This is a genomic window from Ramlibacter sp. AN1015 (genome assembly GCF_037726105.1).
Lineage (GTDB): Bacteria > Pseudomonadota > Gammaproteobacteria > Burkholderiales > Burkholderiaceae_C > Ramlibacter.
Map to the genome: position 1 here is coordinate 43826 of NZ_JBBJUM010000019.1, position 20271 is coordinate 64096.

Genomic DNA, 20271 nt, shown 5'->3' on the forward strand with positions numbered 1-20271 from the left:
ATGGGCCCGCGGGGAAGCCCCTTGCCGACGCGCAGTCTTGCCCGACGCGGCGGGCGTCGCAGATGCGGGCTTGCCCGCCTCAGGCGGCACGCACCGCCCACCGTACGCGCCGCGCTGCCGGGCAGAACCGGCAGCGACGGCGCGCACTGATGGCTCAGTGCCGACGCAGCACCGCGCCCAGCAGCATGCCCACGCCCAGTGCCAGGCCCGCCGTCACCAGCGGGTTCGACCCCATCGCGTCGGAGTAGCCGCCGCCTTGGCGCACGGAGGCGTAGTCCCGCCCGTAGGATTCGCCGGCCGATCCGACGACATAAGCGCTGCCCTGGGGGGCCGAGTCGTTGCGCCGGTTCACCGCCATCGCGGCAGCCAGCGCACCGAGGCCGACCGCCAGGCCCACGCCCACGAGCGGGTGCTCCTGCATCTGCGTGCGGGCCATGCCGCCGTATTCGTGCGACTTGGCCAGCACCTGCTGGCGCGCGTGGGACATGTCCTCGGGCATGGCCTGGCGCGTCTTGTGCCACATGCGTGACGACATGGCCTTGGTGCCCGCCACGCCCATCATGGTCGTCGCGCCCAGCTTGCGGACCGCGTCGTGCCCCGAGTCGCCGAGCTGGTGGATCTTCTCCCCGGCCGCCTGCATCCAGCCGCGCGCCCGGCCGGTGTCGAAATGCGAGGAGTCGGACAGGCGCGGCACGTACACCGGCACCTGCACCACCTTCACGCGGCGGCGGTGCATGAACATCTTCTCGTACAGCAAGCCCGCGACGAAGGCGATGCCGGCCGCCTGAAGCGGCTGGTCGTGCACGCGGGTGCGCACCTGTTCGCCGTACTGCCGTGCCTGCATGCCGTACTCGCGGGCCTGCTCACCGTACTTGCGGGCCTGCTCGCTGACCTTGCGGGCCTGCTCGCCGTAACCCCCGGAGGAGCTTTCCGACGCCATGTTCGAGCCGCCGCTGCCGCCTGACTGCCGGGCCGAACCGCCGACCGATTCGATGGTCTGCTGGATGCGGTCGATCGCCTGGTGGGCCATCTCTGCGATGCGATGCACGCTTTCGCGGGGGGTGCCCCAGCCTCCCCCGGAGGACGAGGAGGACGCGTCCTTGCCGCCCGACGAAGCGGAGTTCGAAGACGCGGACGACCCGTATGCATTGGACGTGGTCGAACCCGACGAAGCGGAGGGTCCGGACGAAGCGCCCGATGCGCCGGCGCCGCTCGATCCGGACGACATGCCGCTGGACGCGCCGCCTGCTCCGATGCCTGCACCCGGGCTGGAGGATCCGCTGGAGCCCGGGGATCCGGAGCCGCCGGACCCCGGGGGCTTCGCGCCTGCGCCGCCGCTCGTGCCGGTCGATGCAGGCGAGCCGCTGGACCCAGGCGACCCGCCGGAGCCGAGAGAGCCGGTAGAGCCGGCCGCTGCTCCGGGCGAGCCGGGCGAGCCGCTTGTCCCTCCGGGTGAGCCGGGGCCCTTGTTGGGAGCGGCCGCCTTGTTGCCGCCGCCAGCCCCGCCGCCGGTGTTGTTCGTGGTGGTGTTGCCCGTGTTGGGCTTGGAAGGTTGTTGCGTGTTCACGTTGTTCCTCCGGCTGCAAAAAAAAGCGCAGTTACGCGCGCCGAAGTTCACTGTACGGGCCGAGGGCTGCGTCCATGTGGGGCAAACAGGTAAGCGTGTGTAGGTCTGTGACCAGCGCTGGCGGAGCCGTTTCCGCTGTCCTGGATGACGGTGCGGCCCGTTCCGCGCCGCACGCGCTCAGCCGCAGCCGCGCGCGAGCCGGAGGTGTGTCACATGGGCTGTCGCTGCAGCGTACGCACAGCCGCGAAGCACGCGCATGCCCAGGTGCATGCCGCAGCGTGCCCCTACTCCCGGGGGACAGCAGAGAGGGACGGAATCCACGTGACACGGCCGCAAGGAACAAGGGGTGGCCTTGTCCCGGGAGCTGCCCACCGTTCGGCTCACCCCGGCCAGCCACCAGGGGGCGCCGCCGCCGCGCAGCGCAGCATGCAGCCTCCTCCCACAGCGCGGCCGCAGCTTGGGAAGGGAAGATGGCGTGTGCCCGCGGCCTGCCGCCGGAGGCTCTCGCGGCGACATCTGCGGCAATGCGAACATGCGGGCATTCCACCGACATCCGCAGGAGAACCACGTGACCCTTCATCCCGTCGTATCGGCCGTGACCGACCGCATCCGCGAGCGCAGCCGCAAGGAGCGCGAGGCGTACCTGCGCCGCATGGACGAGATGGCGCAGCGCGAGCGCGGGGCAGACCGCATGGGCTGTGCCAACGTGGCGCACGCCTTCGCGGCGCTGCCGGCGAACGACAAGCTCAAGGTGGTGGCCGAGCGTGCGCCCAACATTGCCATCGTGAGCTCCTACAACGACATGCTGTCGGCTCACGCGCCCTATGCCGGCTTCCCGGAGGTGATCAAGGACGAGGCCCGCCGCCACGGCGCCACGGCCCAGGTGGCCGGCGGGGTGCCGGCCATGTGCGACGGCGTGACGCAGGGCACCGCCTCGATGGAGCTGTCGCTGTTCTCGCGCGACGTGATCGCCCAGGCCACGGCCATCTCGCTCAGCCACGACGTGTTCGATGCGGCACTGATGCTCGGCATCTGCGACAAGATCGTGCCCGGCATGCTGATCGGTGCGCTGCACTTCGGCTTCCTGCCCACGGTATTCGTGCCCGGCGGTCCGATGCCCAGCGGGCTCACGAACCAGGAGAAGGCCAAGGCCCGCGAGCTCGCGGCGCAGGGCAAGCTGGGGCGGGCCGAGCTGCTCGAAGCCGAGCAGAAGTCCTATCACAGCCCCGGCACCTGCACCTTCTACGGCACGGCCAACAGCAACCAGATGCTGATGGAGGCCATGGGCCTGCACGTGCCCGACAGCGCGTTCGTCAACCCGCAGGATGGCCTGCGCGAGCAGCTCACGCGCGAGGCGGTGCGCACGGCGCTGTCGATCACGCGCGGGCGGCGTTTCACACCGATCGCCCGGCTGGTGGACGAGCGCAGCATCGTCAACGCGCTGGTGGCCCTGCTGGCGACCGGCGGCTCGACCAACCACACCATCCACTGGGTCGCCGTCGCGCGCGCGGCCGGCATCCGCATCGACTGGGACGACTTCGCGCAGCTGTCCGCCGTGGTGCCGCTGCTGGCGCGGATCTACCCGAACGGGCAGGCCGACGTGAACGGCTTCCAGGCTGCGGGGGGGCCCGCGTACGTGATCCGCGAGCTGCTCGACGCCGGCCTGATGCACGAAGACGTGTTCACGGTGCGCGAGGCGGGGCTGCGCGAATACACGCGCGAGCCGGGCGTGCACGAGGGCCGCCTGCAGTGGCGCGACGTGGGCCCCTCGCGCGATAGCGAGGTGCTGCGGCCGGCCGGCGAACCCTTCAGCGCCACCGGCGGCCTCAAGCTGCTGGAGGGCAACCTGGGCCGCGCCATCATCAAAGTGTCGTCCGTCCCCGCCGACCGGCACCTGATCGAGGCGCCGGCGCGGGTCTTCGATTCGCAGGACGCGCTTCTGCGGGCCTTCGGGGCCGGCGAGCTGGAGGCCGCGTGCCGCGAGAACGGAACGGGCGGCCTGGTGTGCGTGGTGCGCTGGCAGGGGCCGCGGGCCAACGGCATGCCCGAGCTGCACAAGCTCACGCCGCCGCTTGCGGTGCTGCAGGGCGAGGGCTGGCGCGTGGCGCTGGTGACCGACGGCCGCATGAGCGGAGCGTCCGGCAAGGTGCCGGCAGCGATCCATGTGTCGCCGGAGGCGGCGAGCGGTGGGCCGCTGGCACGCGTGCGCGACGGCGACCTGGTTCGCCTCGACGCCGACGCCGGCACGCTGCAGGTGCTCGTTCCCGACGCGCAGTGGCAGGCGCGCAGCCCCGCCGCGATGCCGTCCGAGCAGGCCGAACGCAACGGGTTCGACCTGGGGCGGGAGCTCTTTGCCGGATTCCGCCGCCACGCGCTCACGGCGGAAGAGGGCGCCTGCGCCTGGGTGTGAGTGCCCGGACCTGCCTGGTCGCGGGTCCCGTGGGCGGCGCGGTCGGCCGCGTCGTCAGCAGTCATGCATCGGTCAAACCCGCGTGCTTCAGCGTCGGGCCGCCTCCCTCTGCCTGCGTTTTTTCCGGCCGTTTCCGTGAATAGTTTGGCGCCCTGGAGCGCCCTCCATGCCCCTGGACATAGCGCGGCCGGGCTAGTGCAACCGAGTGTTCGCGCGCGGCGCTGTCCTACTACGGCCCAGCTCGAGGTGGCGCAGCATGGACCTTGATCCGGGCGGCAGCGCGCGCGATCACTCACTTGGGTAGCCGGCCGGGGATCGCCTCGCATCGCATCGCATGTCCTCCACCCGGCATTCCACCCCCTGCGCCAGCCCGTGGCGCAGGGGGTGCTTTTTGGTGCGATGTCCAGTCGCGTCGCGATACCTGCCACCGGAAGGGGACAAGCCGTACGGAGCAGACAATACGGCCGCGCTCCCCTACAGTGCGCCCCTGCTGAGACTCAACCCTGCCGATGCAATCCACGAACTGTCCTTCCACGCCCGCCCTGTCCATCCTCATCGTGGACGACAACGAAGACGCCGTGGACATGCTCTCCGTCCTGTTGGAGACCTACGGCCACCGTGCCGTCGGCGCCTTCGATGCGGAAGATGGCTTGCGGATCGCGGCCGAGCTGCAGCCCGACATCGTCCTGCTGGACCTGGGTCTGCCGGGCATGGACGGTCTGGAACTGTGCCGCCGCCTGCGCCGCACGTATCCCCTGGGCACCACGTGCATCATTGCCATTACCGGCTGGAGCGACGACGAGCGGCGCCGGGCTGCCGTCGCCGCCGGATTCGACGAGTACCTGGTCAAGCCCGTCGATGTGGAGCGGGTGCTGAGCGTGCTGCACGACTGCCGCGCGACAGCGGCCCTCGCCGCGCGCTGACGCACGGCGCCGGGCCCGGCACCGGCCCGGCGAGCGCCGGCTTCGGCCGCCGGGCGGAAGCGCCGGCCCGACGGACTCCCGCGCCAGGGCGGGTCGGCTGGCCTTGGCCTGCCGCACAGCAGGCCGGCCAGGCGCGCCGACCGACACGGCGCGGGCATTCTTCGCCACACTAGCGGCACCGATGGACATCGCCCGTGACCTGCAGTGCCAGCGCAGCAGCCTGCTGCGGCGCCTCGAGCGCGCGCTGGACGCTCCCATGGCGGTGCTCGGCCTCGTCTGGCTGGTCCTGGTGGCGCTGGAGCTCGCGGGGCGCAGCAATGCGGGCCTGCTGATCGCGAGCCAGGTGATCTGGGTCGTCTTCATCGCCGACTTCGCGCTCAAGTTCGTGCTGGCGCCCGACAAGCTGCGCTTCCTGCGGCGCAACCTCCTGACGCTGTTTTCGCTTGCGTTGCCCGCCGTGCGCTCCCTGGCGGTGCTGCGCGGCTTTCGGGTGCTGCGCGCCACGCGCGCCGTGCGGGGGCTGCGCCTGGTGCGCCTGATCACCTCGCTCAATCGCGGCATCCGGGCGCTTGGGCGCACGCTGCACCGCCGCGGCTTCGGCTACGTCATGCTGCTCACGCTGGTGGTGCTGTTTGCCGGAGCGGCGGGCATGCTCGCCTTCGAAGGCGGCCCGGACGGGCTGCTCCACTATGGCGACGCGCTGTGGTGGACCGCGATGATGCTCGTCACCATGGGATCGGACTGGTGGCCGCGCACGCCGGAGGGGCGCATGCTCTGTCTGCTGCTATCCGTGTACGGCTTCACCATGTTCGGCTATGTCACGGCCACCCTCGGCAGCTTTTTCATCAGCAGCGACGGCGACCGTGCCCGTGCCCGGGCCCCTGCCGATGACCCGCCCCGTGAGGTGCGCGGCCCGCAGGCAACGCCCTGAAGGCGCTTCGTAGTGCCGCAGCGGCTTGTCGGCAGCCCGCGATTCAGGGTACCTTTGCCGGCGCATGGTGGACGCCTATAACCTGATCGATCTTTTCCTCGTCCTCGTCGCAGCGATCGGCCTGCTGGTCGGCTGGCGGCGCGGCTTCATCGCCGGCACGGTCGATCTGCTGCTGCTGGCCACGACCTTTCTCGCCGCCCTCTGGAGCTACCGCCTGACGGCGGCGTTGATCGAGCGGCACGTCATCAGCCTCGGGGTCTGGGCCGCACCGGTAGCGTTCCTGGTGATCCTCGTGCTCGCGCGCATCCTCCTGGGGCTGATCGCCGGCGGGCTGCTGGCAGGGCTGCCGGCGCAGGTGCACCGCCATCCCGTCAATCGCCTTCTCGGCATCTTCCCGGGGCTCGCCCTGGGCCTGATCCATGCGGCCATCCTGGCGCTGGTGCTGCTGTCGCTGCCGCTGCCCGACCGCATCACGCTGCAGGTGCGCGGGAGCGCACTCGCGGACCAGCTCGCCGCGCCGGCCGAATGGCTGGAGGCCACCCTCGCACCGGTGTTCGAGGACGCGGTCAGCTCCACGCTCGGGCGCATCACGGTGGCGCCGGATTCGCGCGAGCGCATCCCCTTGCCCTTCACCGTCACCGATGCGCACGCGCGGCCCGACCTGGAGTCCCGCATGCTGCAGCTGCTCAACGAAGAGCGCGCGCGTCACGGCCTCAAGCCCCTGCAGCTCGATCCCGACCTCACCCGCGTCGCGCGTGCCCACTCCGGCGACATGTTCGCGCGCGGCTATTTCTCCCACCTCACGCCCGAAGGCAAGGACCCCTTCGATCGCATGCGCCAGCTCAACGTGCGCTTCATGGTGGCCGGGGAAAACCTCGCTCTGGCGCGCACCCTGCCACTGGCCCATCAGGGGCTGATGGACTCACCCGGGCACCGCGCCAACATCCTGCGCCCGGGCTTCGGTCGGGTGGGAATCGGCGTCCTCGACGGCCGTCGCTACGGGCTCATGGTCACGCAGAACTTCCGCAACTGAGCCTTCGGTGGGCCGCGTCGTGCGCGCGCCGTGGGCTTCTTTGGACCCCGACATGGACGGCAAGCCCTGTCCTGCACCTGCCGGCAACGACCGTGCAGCTGGCGCGGGCCTGGGCGGCAGCCGCGCGGGTCCGGCAGGCGCCGGCTCCCGCGGCTGTCAGCCCAGCGCCATCAGCGACGCGTTGCCGCCGGCGGCCGCAGTGTTCACGCTCAGCGAGCGTTCGATCACCAGCCGCTCCAGGGGGACCGCGGTGGCGCCCGGATCCAGGCGCTCCACGTGGATGACCGGCCCCGGGCGCATCGCGAGCCGGGCGGCGACGGCGCGCAGCGCGGCGGGCGTGCCGTGCAGCAGGACCGCGTCGAACGCGACGCCGGGCGCAGCCCAGTCCTGGGCCAGCCGCACCCGCTCCCGCAGCACGGGCGGCAGCCGCTCGCGCAGCGCCGTCGCCGAGGCCGGCCACACCGCCTGGCTTCCGACCGCCAGCACCGCGGCGAACTGCACCAGCAGGTCGTCGGCATCTTCTGCGAGGCACAGCACCGCCCGCCTGGGCAGCAGCCGGTATTCGTTGCGCTCGCCGGTGGGGCCGGGCAGCAGCACCGACGCGCCGCTGCGGGAGAGACTCGCGAAATCCGTGCACGCCTGTGCCACCCGCGCATCGTGTCCGCGCTCGCGTGCCCAGGTGGCCAGCTGCCGCAGCGGCGCCTCGACGGGAATGGCCAGGGCGTTCACCTGCGCGTGCGGCTCGCGCAGCGCGCGCGCCAGCGTGTCGGCCGGGCGATCGGCGAGCAGGCGCAGCAGGTACAGCGGCCCGCCGGCCTTGGGGCCGGTGCCCGACAGGCCCTCGCCTCCGAAGGGCTGCACGCCGACCACCGCGCCCACCATGTTGCGGTTGACGTAGACGTTGCCCACCTGCGCGGCGTCGAGCACGCGGGCGATGGTTTCGTCGATACGCGTGTGCAGGCCGAGGGTCAGGCCGTAGCCGGTGCCGTGGACCTGGGCCAGCAGGTCGTCCAGCGCCTCGCGCTCGTAGCGGACCAAGTGCAGCACCGGGCCGAACACCTCGCCGCCCAGCTCCGCAATGCCGTCCAGCTCGATCAGCGTGGGCGCGACGAAGCAGCCTCCACCACGGCCCGCGTCGGCGGGCACCGGCACCGGCACGTGCACGCTGCGGCCGCGCGCGCGCATCGTCTCGACGTGCGCGGCGATGCCCTCGCGCGCCTGCGCATCGATGACCGGCCCGACGTCGGTCGCCAGCCGCGCGGGGTCGCCTATGCGCAGCTGGGCCATCGCGCCCAGCAGCATGGTGCGCACGCGCTCGGCCACGTCCTGCTGCACGCACAGCACGCGCAGTGCCGAGCAGCGCTGCCCGGCGCTGTCGAATGCCGAGGCGACAACGTCGGCCACCACCTGCTCGGCCAGCGCGGAGGAGTCGATGACCATGGCGTTCTGCCCGCCGGTCTCCGCCACCAGCGGCACGGCCTTGCCGCGCGCGTCGAGCCGTTGCGACAGCGTGCGCTGCAGCATCCGCGCGACTTCGGTCGAGCCGGTGAAGAGCACTGCGCACACCCGCGGGTCCGCGACCAGGCGCGCACCCACCGTTTCGCCGCGGCCCGGCAGCAGCTGCACCGCCGCGCGCGGCACGCCGGCCGCCCACAGCGCGCGCACCGCCTCGGCGGCCACCAGCGGCGTCTGCTCGGCGGGCTTGGCCAGCACCGTGTTGCCGGCGGCCAGCGCCGCCGACACCTGGCCCATGAAGATCGCCAGCGGGAAGTTCCAGGGACTGATGCACGCGATGGGGCCGAGCGGGCGGTGCGTGGCGTTGTCGAAATCCGCGCGCACCTGGCCGGCGTAGTAGCGCAGGAAATCGACCGCCTCCCGCACCTCGGACAGCGCGTTCGATGCCGTCTTGCCCGCCTCGCGCACCAGCAGTCCCATGAGCCGCGGCATGTCGCGCTCCAGGATGTCGGCGGCGCGTTCCAGGCACTCGGCGCGGGCTGCGGGAGCGAGCGCGGCCCAGGTGGGGAGCGCGGCCTCGGATTGCGCAAGCGCCGCATCCACTTCGACGTCGCTGGCCTCGCGCACCCAGCCCACCACGTCGCGCGGGTCCGCCGGGTTGCGCACGGGCCGGGAGTCCGCCGCGTGCGGGTCGGCGGCCGCATCGTGCGCCAGCAGGGGCGGCGCGTTCCAGCCGGCATCGACCGATGCGCGAAACGCCTCCTGCAGCGCCGCCAGCGTACGGTCGTTTGACAGATCGAGGCCGCGCGCGTTGCGCCGCAGCGCGCCGTAGAGGGCGCCCGGCAAGGGGATCTGCGGGTGCGGCAGGCCGGCGGTGCCATGCTCCCGCGCCGCCTGCGCGTCGATCTGCTCCACCGGGTCGCGCACCAGCTCGTCCAGCGGCAGCGCCGTATCGGCGATGCGGTTGACGAACGAGGTGTTGGCGCCGTTCTCCAGCAGCCGTCGCACCAGGTAGGCCAGCAGCGTCTCGTGGGTGCCGACCGGGGCGTAGATGCGGCAGGCGCGCTCCAGCTTGCCCGCTTCGGCAGTGCCCACCACCTGCTCGTACAGCGGCTCGCCCATGCCGTGCAGGCACTGGAACTCGTACTGCTGCTCGGTGTAGCGGGCCGGGTCGGCCAGGTGGTAGATGGCAGCGACGGTGTGCGCGTTGTGGGTGGCGAACTGCGGGAACACCGCGTCGGGCGCGGCGAGCAGCGCGCGGGCGCAGGCGAGGTAGGACGCGTCGGTGTGTGCCTTGCGCGTGAAGACCGGGTAGTCGTCCTGGCCCTCGAGCTGGGCGCGCTTGATCTCCGAATCCCAGTAGGCCCCTTTGACCAGGCGCACCATCAGGCGCCGCCCGCTGCGGCGCCCGAGGTCGATCAGCCAATCGGCCACCCGCAGGCAGCGCTTCTGGTAGGCCTGGATCACGAAGCCCAGGCCGTTCCAGCCCTGCAGGGCAGGCGCGAAGGCGAGCCGCTCCAGCAGGTCCAGCGAAAGTTCGAGCCGCTCCGACTCTTCGGCGTCGATGTTCAGGCCGATGTCGTAGCGGCGCGCCAGGGTGCACAGCGCGAGCAGGTCGGGATAGAGCTCGTCCAGCACGCGCTCGCGCTGCGCGCGTGCGTAGCGCGGGTGCAGGGCCGACAGCTTGATCGAGATACCCGGGCCCGCCAGGAAGCCGCGCCCGCCCGAGGCGGCGCCGATGGCGTGGATGGCGCGCTCGTAGTCCGCGCGGTAGCGCCGGGCGTCTTCGGCCGTGAGCGCCGCCTCGCCCAGCATGTCGAAGGAATGGCGAAAGCCCTGGGCCTCGCGCGGGCGGGCGTTGGCCAGCGCCTGGTCGATGGTCTCGCCGGTCACGAACTGCTCGCCCATCATGCGCATCGCGAAGTCCACGCCCTTGCGGATCAGGGGCTCACCGCCGCGCCCGAGCAGCCGGGACAACGACGACGACAGTCCGGCTTCGCTGTGGGTGGACACCAGCCGGCCGGTGAGCAGCAGCCCCCAGGTGGCGGCGTTGACGAACAGGGATGGGCTGCGCCCCAGGTGGCGGTCCCAGTCGCCCTGCGCGATCTTGTCGCGGATCAGCGCGTCCCGCGTCGCGGCATCGGGGATGCGCAGCAGCGCCTCGGCCAGGCACATCAGCGCCACGCCTTCCTGCGACGACAGCGCGTACTCCTGCAGCAGCCCCTGCACCAGCCCGGCGCGACCGACCGCCGTCTTGCGCCGGCGCAGCGTGTCCGCCAGCCGGCAGGCCAGCGCGCGGGCCGATTCCCCCACCGTGTCGGGCAGGCGCGCGGCGGGCAGCAGCGCCTGCACGGCCTGCGGCTCGGGTGTGCGCCAGGCGGCGGTGATCGCTGCGCGAAGGGGAGAGTCGGGGGCCGGGAAGCTGGTGAACGCGGCGAACGGTTCCTGCACGGTGCCGGCCTGTGCGGCGTCGGCAACGTCGCCGTCGGCGACGGGCGGTCGCGGGGGCGACCCGGGCGGCCTGGGTCCTTGCTTCGGCATGGAGGAAGTCGGCCCGTGCGCCGGCACAGGGGTGGGCGCTGGCGGCTGCGCGGAAGGGTTCGGCACGGCGGAGGTGGTCACGATGCAGGCAGGTGCGTGGTGGGCGGAATGTTCATGGTGCCCGGCTTCGCGCCGGGTATTGTTCGGATGTTTTCGGTATTCGGAGAACAATTCACCATGACTGCGCCCGTCAACGCCGCCCGATCGGGTCTCGACGAACTCGACCGCATCGACCGCCGCATCCTGCAGGCGCTGCAGGAGGACGGCCGCATCAGCAATCTGAAGCTCGCCGAGACGGTTTCGCTGTCGCCGACGGCGGTGCTGGCGCGCGTGCAGCGGCTCACCCGCGCCGGCTACATCCTGGGCTACGAGGCGCGCCTGAACCCGCGGCTGCTCGGTGCGGGCATGCTGGTGTACGTCGAGGTGCTGCTGGACCGCACCACGCCCAACGTGTTCGAGCAGTTCAAGGCGGCCGTGCAGGCGCAGCCGCAGATCCTCGAGTGCCACATGGTGGCCGGTGGGTTCGACTACCTGCTCAAGACCCGCGCGGCCGACATGGACGCCTACCGCAGCTTCGCCGGCTCGGTGCTGTGGCAGCTGCCGGGCGTGCGCGAGACGCGCACCTATGCGGTGATGGAAGAGGTCAAGCAGACGTCGCGGCTGCACCTGGGCTGAGCGCGGCGGCGATGCGAAAGCCGCAGTTGCTGGAACTGCTGGCGGGCGTGTTGGACGAGCGCGCGGCGACGCGATAGCGGTTGCAGTACGACGCGTGGCACAGGAAGGAGCCGCCGCGCATCGAGCGCCGTCCGGTGGGCGACGACTGCAGCGGGTCCGCCTCGGCGGTCTGCTCGTGGTAGTCGGCGCTGAACCAGTCGGCGCACCACTCCCAGGCGTTGCCGCTGGTGTTGTGCAGGCCGAACCCGTTCGGCGCGTAGGCATCGGCAGGCTGCGTGTCGGGCCGCCAGCCCGCGGCGGGCCGCGCGGGGAACTCCCCACGCCAGATGTTGCAGCGCGCTTCGCCTCCCGGCTCGAGCGTGTCGCCCCAGGGATAGCGCCTGCCGTCCAGGCCGCCCCGCGCCGCGTACTCCCATTCGGCTTCGGTGGGCAGCCGCGCGCCGGCCCACGCGCAGTACGCGGCGGCGTCGTTCCAGGACACATGCACGACCGGATGGTCGAGGCGCTCCAGGATGCTGGAGCCGGGGCCGTGCGGGCGCTGCCAGCACGCGCCCTCGACCGGCAGCCACCAGGGCAGCTCGCGCGCGACCTGGCGCTGGGCACGGCGGCGCTCGGGGTCGAGCTGCAGGTAGAACACGAAGGAGAAGCCGGCCTGCTCGGCGTCGGTGATGAAGCCGGTGGCGCGCACGAACGCCCGAAAGTCCTCGTTGGTCACTGCCGTGCGGCCGATGGCGAAGGGGCTTACGTGCACGGTGCGCTCGGGACCTTCGCCGTCTTCGGCGAAGCCGTCGCCCTGCGCATTGCCCATGCGGAAGCGTCCGCCGGGGAGGGCGAGCAGGCCGAGCCGGTCGGGCGCGGGAGGCGCGAGCCGCAGGGGCTGAGGCGACGCTGCGGACAACGCGCCGGTGAGCCCGGATGCGCCGTGGCGCTCCGGTGCGCCCTCGCGGCGCGGCATGCAGCAGGGCTTCACGCCGCAGCCCTCACTCGTCTTCCCAGAACGCCCGCGTCACGCCCTGGCTGCGCATCAGCGCGACCACCTTCTCGCGCGGCAGCACGCCGCAGCGGGCGGCCCAGGCCTCGTACTGGCGCTGCATGTCGGCCACGCGGTCCGGGTGCTGCGCCGCCACGTCGTGCAGCTCCGTGCGGTCGGCCTCGATGTCGTAGAGCTCCCATGCGCCGGGGTACTGGCGCACCAGCTTCCACTTGCCGATGCGCACGGCGGCATTGCCTTCGTGCTCCCAGAACATCGGCGGACGCTCGCCGCCGTCGGCCGCGAAGGCCTGGCGCAGCGAATGGCCCTCCAGCGCAAGGATGCTGCGCCCGTCCAGGTCCTGCGGGTAGGGCGTCGCGGTCACGTCCAGGATGGTGGCCATGATGTCGGGCAGGTAGCCCGGGGTGTGGCGCACCTCGCCGCGCTGGGCGATGCCGCGCGGCCAGTGCAGGATCAGCGGCGTGGAGATGCCGCCCTCGTGGATCCAGTGCTTGTAGAGGCGAAAGGGCGTGTTCGAGAGGTTGGCCCAGGCCTGGCCGTAGCTCTGGTAGGTGTCCTCCGGCCCCGGCATGATTTCGGGGATGTTGCCGAAGCGCACGGGCTCGCCGTCGCGCGTGTGGGAGCGGGCGATCATCAGCTTGTCCACCAGCTCGTCGACCGTGACGCCTTCGGGAATGTCTTCCGCGCAGGCGCCGTTGTCGGCCAGGAAGATGACCAGCGTGTCCTCGAGCTGCCCCATGCGCTCGAGCGACGCCAGGATGCGGCCGATGCCCTGGTCCATGCGGTCGATCTGCGCGGCGTACACCTCCATGCAGCGCGCCAGCCACTGCTTGTTCTCGGCTTCGGTCCAGGGCGGCTGGTTCGCGTCGCGCGGCGAGAGCTGCCACTGTGCGTCGAGGATGCCGCTGGAGACCAGCCGCCGCAGCCGCTCTTCGCGCAGCGTGTCCCAGCCCTCGTCGAAGCGGCCGCGGTACTTGGCGATGTCTTCGGGGTGGGCGTGCAGCGGCCAGTGCGGGGCGGTGTAGGCGACGTACTGGAAGAAGGGCTTGTCGCCGTGCTCGGCCTGGTGGCGCTCGAGGAAGCGCACCGCCTCGTCGCTGATCGCGTCGGTGTAGAAGAAGCCCGGCTCGCGCGCTTCGTGTTCGACGTTGTCGTTGCCGCGGGTGAGGGTGTTGGGGTCGTAGAAGCTGCCGGCGCCGATGATGGTGCCGTAGAAGCCGTCGAAGCCGCGCTGCATCGGCCAGGAGTCGGTGGGCTGGGTGAGGTTGCTCGACACGTGCCACTTGCCGCTGAGATAGCTGCGGTAGCCCGAGGGCCTGAGCGCTTCGGCGATGGTGGCGCAGCGCTGGTTGAGGTTGCCGGCGTAGCCTTCGGGGCCCGAGTCGTAGGTCAGGATGCCGATGCCGGTCTGGTGCGGGTGCAACCCCGTGAGCAGCGAGGCGCGCGAGGGACTGCAGCGGGCCGTGTTGTAGAACTGCGAGAACCGCAGGCCGCCCTGCGCGAGCCGGTCCAGGTGGGGCGTCTCCACCTCGCCGCCGTAGCAGCCGATGTCAGAGTAGCCCATGTCGTCGTTCAGGATCAGGAGGATGTTGGGTCGCTTGTGCATGGCGGTCTCTCGCGGGAAGAAGGTGTCAGTTCAGGCGCTCGCCGCTGGCGCCGTCGAAAAGATGGGCCGAGCCGGCGTCGAAGCTCAGGTGGGTGAGCTCGCCTTCGCGCAGCGCGGCGTCGGGGCCGGTCTTGACCTTGATGCGGCGCTCGCCGGCACGCAGGTTGAGGATGCAGTGGTCGCCCAGCGCCTCGACATAGTCGATGCGCGCCGGAAAGCCGCTGGCGCCCGGCCGCAGCTCGGATGGCCGCACGCCCAGCACCACCTCGCGGTCGGCCGCCGTGTGCCCGGAGACGTCCTGGGCGACGCCGTCCACCACGGCCGTGCCGCCGCTCCAGGTGGCGGGCAGCAGGTTCATCGGCGGGGTGCCGATGAAGCCGGCGACCGACACCTGCGCCGGGCGGCCGTACAGCTCGCGTGGGGCCGCCACCTGCACGATGCGTCCGTCCATGAACACGGCCACGCGGTCGGCCAGCGTCATCGCTTCTTCCTGGTCGTGCGTGACGTAGACCGTGGTGACGCCCAGGGTCCGCTGCAGTTGCTTCAGCTCGAGCCGGGTCTCCAGCCGCAGCTTGGCATCGAGGTTGGACAGCGGCTCGTCGAGCAGGAAGAGGCGCGGCTGGCGCACGATGGCGCGCGCCAGCGCCACGCGCTGCTGCTGGCCGCCCGAGAGCTGGCCGGGGCGCCGCTGCAGCAGGTGGTCGATGCTCACCCGCGCCGCAGCGTCCTGCACGGCACGCGCGGTGGCGTCGCGCGGCGTGCCCACCATCTTCAGCGGAAAGCCGATGTTCTCGGCCACGGTCATGTGCGGATAGAGCGCATAGCTCTGGAACACCATGGCCACGTCGCGCGCGCCGGGCTCGGTGCCGGTCACGTCCTGGTCGTCGATGAAGACATGGCCGCCGCTGACCGGCTCCAGCCCCGCGAGGATGCGCAGCGTGGTGGTCTTGCCCGAGCCGGAGGGGCCGAGCAGCACGAAGAATTCGCCGGCGTGGATCTCCAGGTCCACGCCGTGCAGCACCGTGGTCTCGCCGTGGCGCTTGACCACGCCGTGCAGGCGCACATTGCCTTGTTGAGTCATCGGCGGCCGCCTCCCTTCACGGCTCCGAGGGTGAGTCCCTTGACGATGTGGCGCTGCGCGAACAGCCCCACGGCGATGACCGGCGCCATCGCCACCATCGCCCCGGCGGCCAGCCGCGCCCACTGGGTCTGCTCCACCGAAATGAAATTGAACATGGCCACCGTGACCGGGCGCACCGTGTTGCCGCCCAGCACCACGGCGAACATGAACTCGTTCCACGCGTTGAGGAACACGAACACCGTGGTCACCGCGATGCCGCCGCGCACCTGCGGCAGGATCACGTGCCAGAGCGTGCGCATGCGCCCGGCGCGGTCGAGCAGGGCGGCTTCCTCCATCTCGTAGGGGATGTCCTCGAAGTACGACACCATCAGCCAGATCGCGAAGGGCAGCGAGAAGGTGAGATAGATGGTCGTGAGGCCGCCGTAGCTGTCGAGGCCGCCGATGCGCTGCAGCACCAGGTAGTAGGGAATGATCAGCCCCACCGGCGGCAGCATCTGCGTGGCCAGGATGTAGAAGCCGCTGGCGCGCTTGCCCGCATATCGCAGGCGCGCCAGCGCATAGGCGGCCGGCACCGCGAACAGCATGGTCAACGCCGTGGTTGCGCAGCTCAGCACGGTGCTCGACCAGAGGTTGGGCAGGATGCTCGAGCGGCCCCAGAGCACCTCGCGGTAGTTGTCGAGCGTCGGCGTGAACACCACGCTGGGAGGCCACGAGAGCACGTCGCGTTCTGTCTTGAAAGAGGTCAGCAGCGCCCACAGCACGGGAAACGCCCACACCGAGACCAGCAGCAGCGCCACGAGGAACAGGACGGCGCGCCGCGCGCTTGCGGCGGTTGCAGGAGTGGAGCGGCTCATGCGGCTGACCTCCGGCGCGCGAACAGCAGCCACGACACCGCCATCGTGATCGCCAGCAGCACCATGGCCAGCGCGGAGCCGTAGCCGATGTTGAGCTCGGTGAACGAGGTGCGGTAGGCGTACAGGTTGAGGATTTCGGTCGAGGTTCCGGGGCCGCCGCCGGTGGCCGCGAAGATCGCGGCGAACGCGGACAGGGCGGTCATGGTGCGCAGGATCACCACCATCACCACGGCCGGGCGGATCAGGGGCACGGTGATGTGCCGGAAGCGCTGCCAGGCGCTCGCGCGGTCGAGCTGCGCGGCTTCGTAGATGTCCGGCGGCAGCGTGGCGAGCGTCGCCAGCAGCACGAGGAAGGCGAAGGGCGTCCACTGCCAGGTGTGGATCGCGATCACTGAAATGAGCGCGAGCTGCGGATCGCCCAGCCAGTTGTAGCTGCCCAGCCCGAGCGTGCGGGTGACCACATCGACGAGGCCGAAATCGGGCGCCAGCACCAGCGTGCGCCAGAACAGGCCCACCACCACCGGAGCCAGCACGATGGGCAGGATGGCCGCCACCCGCAGCAGCCACTGGCCGCTCGGGATGCGCAGCACCAGCAGCGCGAGCGACAGGCCGATCAGCACCTGCAGCAGCACGGTGCAACTGGTGTAGATGGCCGTGAGCGCAAGCGAATTCCAGAAGCGCGGGTCGCTGCCCATGCGCGCGTAGTTGTCCAGGCCGGCAAAGCCGGAGAGCCACGGCATGCCCATGTCCAGCCGCTGCAGGCTGTTCCAGGCGAGGAACACCAGCGGCGCCGTCGTGGTCAGCAGCAGCAGCAGGAACGCCGGTGCGAACAGGGCGATCGCAAAGCGCCGCTCCTGCCGCTCCAGCGAGCCCGCGCCGGCACGCGCAGGCACGAACATCAACGGCTCATCAGCTGGCTGATGCGCGCCTGGGCTTCGTCCAGCGCTTCCTTGGGCTTTTTCTGGCCCACCAGCGCCGCCTGGATCGCGGTGGCCATGGTCTCGCCGATGGCCGGCCACTGCGGCACGCGCGGGCGCCATTCGACATCGGTGTCCTGCTCCAGCGAGGCCAACGCGGCGGGGATGAAGTTGTCGCCGGCGCTCTGCATCGCCTGGGCGAATTCGGGCGAGCGCCACAGGGCCATGCGGTTGAGGCCCGACCGCTTGGCCGGACCGTCGAACTTCCAGGAGGTGCGCGCCTGCGTCTCGGCCGAACTTGCCCAGGTGATGAACAGCCAGGTGGCCTTCTTGGCGCGCTCGCTCAGCGCCGCGTTGATGGGGAAGCCCCAGTTCCAGATCGAGGTGACGCGCTCGCCCGAGGGGCCCTTGGGCCAGCGCGCGTATGCCACCTGTCCGACCACCTTGGACTTCTCGGGATTCGTGATGACCGCGGCCGACGAATGCGCGTCGATGTAGGTGGCCACCGTGCCCTGCGAGAAGGCGTCCGCGATATCGGGCCAGTTCCAGTTGCGCACGGCCGGCGGCGCGTACTGCGACAGGGCATTGACATACCACTGGAGTGCTTCGACCGCGGCCGGGCTGTTCACCACCAGCTTGCCCCCCTGGAACCAGTCGCCGCCGAAGCCCTTGAAGATCGACGGGTAGATGTACATGTTCTGCCCGGCGCCGGAGAAGCCGCGCAGGGCGAGGCCGTAGATGCGGTTGGCGGGGTCGTGCACGGCCTTGGCGTTGGCCAGCAACTGCTCGTAGGTGTCGGCCGGCTTGAGGCCCTTCGCGTTGTACAGGTCCTTGCGATAGACCTGCACCGTCACCTCGCCGTCGTAGGGAATGCCGTAGGGCTTGCCATCGACGGAGTCGGCTTCGCGCCATGCCTTGATGATGTCCTCGTACTGGAACCAGGCGGGGTCGGTAAGGCTGGCGTCGTTCAGGTACTTGTCCAGCGGCTCGACCCACTTGTTGGACACGTACAGCGGGTAGTACATGGGGTCGGCCGCGTGCGTGGCGTAGGTGGCCGTCTTCGACGAGAGGTCGAGCATCGCCTTCTGGCGGATCTGCCCCGGAGGCACCTTTTCCATGCGCAGCTTGATGCCGGTGAGCGCCTCGAACTGCGGCAGCAGGGTGATCAGGTTCTCGAAGTAGCTCGCCGGGATCACCGCGACGGAGATCGACTCGCCCTCGGCCTGCCGCCAGTTCACCTTGGCGTTGCGGTACGGAGCGAGGTCGGCCTGCTGCGCGGCGGCGCTGCCGGTCCAGCCGGTGCCCGCGACGCCCAGGGCGCCCAGCGCCGCGGCCTGGCCGATGAATTTCCTGCGGCCGGCGTCCTGCGCGGCGGCATCCGTATCGCGTGCTTTCACCATGGCGTTGTCTCCTGTGGGTGGGTGGGATCCGGGGCGGGCAGCGAGGGAAAGGTCGGCGCGCAGCTGCCACCATGCAATCGATTACATGGACCAGTCTAGAGACGCCGCGGAGATGCCGGAAGCTGGGGATTTCCCGCAAGCGCCCCGCATGGCGCAGCGCGATGCTCGGGTACATTGGGCGGGTCTGGCCGACGGCGCGTGCTGCCGTTCCGTGCACCGGCCGGCCAGTTTTGCAATCGATTACATGGACACCTTCTCGCCCCTGTTGCCGACGGCCGCGGAGCCGCGCAGCCGCCCGGCAGCGCGCGACGTCGCGCGGCTGGCGGGCGTGTCCACGGCCACCGTGTCGCGTGCGCTGAACACGCCCGAGCAGGTCGATCCCGCCACCCGGGAGCGGGTGCTCCAGGCCGCGGCCAAGCTGCGTTACGTGCCGCACGGCGCCGCCCGCACCCTGCGCAGCCACCGCAGCCGCATGGTGGGCGCCGTGGTGCCTTCGTTCGACTACGCCCTGTATGCGCGCACTACGAGCGCGTTGCAGCACCGGCTGCACGCGCAGGGCTATGCGCTCGTGCTGGCCGAGCACCACTACGACCTCTCGGCCGAGCGGCACATCGCCCACCAGCTGGTGCAGCACGGCGTGGACGCCTTCGTCTTCGTCGGGCTGGACCACGAACAGGCGTTGTTCTCCCTGCTGGAGGACTACGGCCGCCCCTACGTGCTGACCTGGGCCGTGGACCCGCTGCGCCGTCACCCGAGCGTCGGCTTCGACAACCGCGCCACCACCTACGAGATCGGCCGCCACCTGCTGGCGCTCGGGCACCGCCGCTTCGGGATGCTCAGCGCGCCGGTGGAGGGGAACGACCGCGCCCGCACGCGGGGCGAAGGGTTGCGCGCGGCGCTCGAGGAACAGGGGCTGGCCCTCGACGACGCATGCGTGCAGTTCGCCCCCATCGCGCTGCCGGCCGCCAAGGCCGCCATGGAGCGGCTGCTGGCGCTGGACGAGCCGCCGACGGCGGTGGTCGCCACCAACGACGTCTTCGCGGTCGGCGCCATGCTGGCGTGCCGTGAGGCGGGCGTGCGCATCCCCGAGGACATCTCCATCACCGGCGTGGACAACACCGACCTCGGCGCCACGCAGACTCCCGGGCTGACCAGCGTGCGCACGCCCATCGTCGAGATCGGCGACGCGGCGGCCGAGCAGCTCATCGCGCGGCTCGAAGGCCGCACCTGGGAGCCGTTTCGCGCTTTCGAGGCCCAGCTGGTGCCGCGCGGCAGCACCGCACCGCCGCGCAGCAGCGGCGTACTGCCCGGCTAGGGTGGGAAGCGGCGTGCCATGCAGCCCCCGCGCCGGTGTACGCTGGCGCCATGGACGCCGACCACCCGCACCCGCACCCGCACCCGCACCCGCACCCGCACGAAGACGCCAAGTGGAAGCATGACGGCGTGCGCGTGGTTCCGGGCGATCAGCTCGATGCGAACACCGCGCAGACACCCGGCATGGACCGCCGCGCCGCGATCAACTTCGCGCGTGTCGGCGCTCAGAAGCTGTGGGCCGGCACCGTCACGATCCACGCCGATGCCAAGACCGGTGCGCACCACCACGGCCACCTGGAAAGCGTGATCTACGTCGTGCGCGGACGTGCCCGCATGCGCTGGGGCGAACGGCTGGAGTTCACCGCCGAGGCGGGGCCGGGCGACTTCATCTACGTGCCGCCCTACGTGCCGCACCAGGAAATCAACGCCAGCCCGACCGAGGTGCTGGAGTGCGTGCTCTGTCGCAGCGATGGCGAGGCGGTGGCGATCAATCTCGACATCGAGCCCATCGAAAAGCCCGAGCAGGTGCTGTGGGTGGATCCGACGCACCCGCACGGCGGGGTGTAGGCGCGC

General features: G+C 71.2%; 16 protein-coding genes. 8 read left to right on the forward strand and 8 right to left on the reverse strand.

Annotated elements, in window-relative coordinates; translation table 11 throughout:
* Nucleotides 1-154 precede the first annotated feature (154 nt).
* Nucleotides 155-1048, reverse strand: a complete 894-nt coding sequence (locus tag WG922_RS20995) for a hypothetical protein (protein WP_340284977.1) — start codon at nt 1046-1048, stop codon at nt 155-157.
* A 52-nt stretch (nt 1049-1100) separates the two neighbouring features.
* Here WG922_RS20995 and WG922_RS21000 point away from each other — a divergent pair, with 52 nt between their 5' ends.
* The 5 genes from WG922_RS21000 to WG922_RS21020 all read left to right on the forward strand — a co-directional run bounded on the left by WG922_RS21000 (nt 1101) and on the right by WG922_RS21020 (nt 6864).
* The gene (locus WG922_RS21000; RefSeq protein ID WP_340284978.1) at nt 1101-1670 is read left to right on the forward strand and encodes a hypothetical protein; all 570 of its coding nucleotides are present in this window, start codon (nt 1101-1103) and stop codon (nt 1668-1670) included.
* Nucleotides 1671-2135: 465 nt separating this feature from the next.
* Nucleotides 2136-3977, forward strand: a complete 1842-nt coding sequence (gene edd, locus WG922_RS21005) for a phosphogluconate dehydratase (RefSeq protein WP_340284979.1) — start codon at nt 2136-2138, stop codon at nt 3975-3977.
* 509 nt (nt 3978-4486) lie between these two features.
* Entirely contained in the window at nt 4487-4900 is a 414-nt protein-coding gene (locus tag WG922_RS21010) for a response regulator (protein ID WP_340284980.1), read from the forward strand.
* Between the two features lie 181 nt (nt 4901-5081).
* Entirely contained in the window at nt 5082-5831 is a 750-nt protein-coding gene (locus WG922_RS21015; protein WP_340284981.1) for an ion transporter, read from the forward strand.
* Between the two features lie 64 nt (nt 5832-5895).
* Nucleotides 5896-6864 (forward strand): CAP domain-containing protein, encoded by a 969-nt coding sequence (locus WG922_RS21020; RefSeq protein ID WP_340284983.1) that lies wholly within the window; start codon nt 5896-5898, stop codon nt 6862-6864.
* Nucleotides 6865-7020: 156 nt separating this feature from the next.
* Here the strand turns inward: WG922_RS21020 and putA are convergent, their stop codons facing one another.
* On the reverse strand, nt 7021-10860 hold the full coding sequence (gene putA / locus WG922_RS21025; protein ID WP_340284984.1) for a trifunctional transcriptional regulator/proline dehydrogenase/L-glutamate gamma-semialdehyde dehydrogenase: 3840 nt from the start codon (nt 10858-10860) through the stop codon (nt 7021-7023).
* Between the two features lie 177 nt (nt 10861-11037).
* Here putA and WG922_RS21030 point away from each other — a divergent pair, with 177 nt between their 5' ends.
* On the forward strand, nt 11038-11535 hold the full coding sequence (locus WG922_RS21030; RefSeq protein WP_340284985.1) for an Lrp/AsnC ligand binding domain-containing protein: 498 nt from the start codon (nt 11038-11040) through the stop codon (nt 11533-11535).
* Here WG922_RS21030 and WG922_RS21035 read toward each other — a convergent pair.
* From WG922_RS21035 to WG922_RS21060, 6 genes are read right to left on the reverse strand one after another with little or no spacing between them, the layout of a single operon-like run.
* The gene (locus tag WG922_RS21035; protein WP_340284986.1) at nt 11504-12490 is read right to left on the reverse strand and encodes a formylglycine-generating enzyme family protein; all 987 of its coding nucleotides are present in this window, start codon (nt 12488-12490) and stop codon (nt 11504-11506) included. The genes WG922_RS21030 and WG922_RS21035 overlap by 32 nt on opposite strands.
* A gap of 25 nt (nt 12491-12515) precedes the next feature.
* Nucleotides 12516-14132, reverse strand: coding sequence for an arylsulfatase (locus WG922_RS21040; RefSeq protein WP_340284987.1), 1617 nt, complete (start codon nt 14130-14132; stop codon nt 12516-12518).
* Between the two features lie 25 nt (nt 14133-14157).
* Complete coding sequence (locus WG922_RS21045; protein ID WP_340284988.1) at nt 14158-15213, reverse strand: ABC transporter ATP-binding protein; 1056 nt, start codon at nt 15211-15213, stop codon at nt 14158-14160.
* Nucleotides 15210-16067, reverse strand: coding sequence for a carbohydrate ABC transporter permease (locus tag WG922_RS21050; RefSeq protein WP_340284989.1), 858 nt, complete (start codon nt 16065-16067; stop codon nt 15210-15212). The genes WG922_RS21045 and WG922_RS21050 overlap by 4 nt, the downstream gene beginning before the upstream one ends.
* On the reverse strand, nt 16064-16966 hold the full coding sequence (locus WG922_RS21055; RefSeq protein WP_340284990.1) for a carbohydrate ABC transporter permease: 903 nt from the start codon (nt 16964-16966) through the stop codon (nt 16064-16066). The genes WG922_RS21050 and WG922_RS21055 overlap by 4 nt, the downstream gene beginning before the upstream one ends.
* Nucleotides 16966-18384: an ABC transporter substrate-binding protein gene (locus tag WG922_RS21060; protein WP_340284991.1), complete on the reverse strand. Its 1419-nt coding sequence runs from the start codon at nt 18382-18384 to the stop codon at nt 16966-16968. Before WG922_RS21060 ends, WG922_RS21055 begins: the two co-directional genes overlap by 1 nt.
* A gap of 244 nt (nt 18385-18628) precedes the next feature.
* Between WG922_RS21060 and WG922_RS21065 the strand changes: the two genes are divergently transcribed.
* Both WG922_RS21065 and WG922_RS21070 read left to right on the forward strand, forming a co-directional pair.
* Nucleotides 18629-19699 (forward strand): LacI family DNA-binding transcriptional regulator, encoded by a 1071-nt coding sequence (locus WG922_RS21065; protein ID WP_340284992.1) that lies wholly within the window; start codon nt 18629-18631, stop codon nt 19697-19699.
* Nucleotides 19700-19749: 50 nt separating this feature from the next.
* Entirely contained in the window at nt 19750-20265 is a 516-nt protein-coding gene (locus tag WG922_RS21070; protein ID WP_340284994.1) for a cupin domain-containing protein, read from the forward strand.
* Nucleotides 20266-20271 lie beyond the last annotated feature (6 nt).

Coding starts and splice junctions, on each gene's coding strand:
- WG922_RS21010 (WP_340284980.1), top strand. CDS start 4,487: ATGCAATCCACGAACTGTCCTTCCACGCCCGCCCTGTCCATCCTCATC.
- WG922_RS21015 (WP_340284981.1), top strand. CDS start 5,082: ATGGACATCGCCCGTGACCTGCAGTGCCAGCGCAGCAGCCTGCTGCGG.
- WG922_RS21020 (WP_340284983.1), top strand. CDS start 5,896: ATGGTGGACGCCTATAACCTGATCGATCTTTTCCTCGTCCTCGTCGCA.
- putA (WP_340284984.1), bottom strand. CDS start 10,860: ATGCCGAAGCAAGGACCCAGGCCGCCCGGGTCGCCCCCGCGACCGCCC.
- WG922_RS21030 (WP_340284985.1), top strand. CDS start 11,038: ATGACTGCGCCCGTCAACGCCGCCCGATCGGGTCTCGACGAACTCGAC.
- WG922_RS21035 (WP_340284986.1), bottom strand. CDS start 12,490: ATGCCGCGCCGCGAGGGCGCACCGGAGCGCCACGGCGCATCCGGGCTC.
- WG922_RS21040 (WP_340284987.1), bottom strand. CDS start 14,132: ATGCACAAGCGACCCAACATCCTCCTGATCCTGAACGACGACATGGGC.
- WG922_RS21045 (WP_340284988.1), bottom strand. CDS start 15,213: ATGACTCAACAAGGCAATGTGCGCCTGCACGGCGTGGTCAAGCGCCAC.
- WG922_RS21050 (WP_340284989.1), bottom strand. CDS start 16,067: ATGAGCCGCTCCACTCCTGCAACCGCCGCAAGCGCGCGGCGCGCCGTC.
- WG922_RS21055 (WP_340284990.1), bottom strand. CDS start 16,966: ATGTTCGTGCCTGCGCGTGCCGGCGCGGGCTCGCTGGAGCGGCAGGAG.
- WG922_RS21060 (WP_340284991.1), bottom strand. CDS start 18,384: ATGGTGAAAGCACGCGATACGGATGCCGCCGCGCAGGACGCCGGCCGC.
- WG922_RS21065 (WP_340284992.1), top strand. CDS start 18,629: ATGGACACCTTCTCGCCCCTGTTGCCGACGGCCGCGGAGCCGCGCAGC.
- WG922_RS21070 (WP_340284994.1), top strand. CDS start 19,750: ATGGACGCCGACCACCCGCACCCGCACCCGCACCCGCACCCGCACCCG.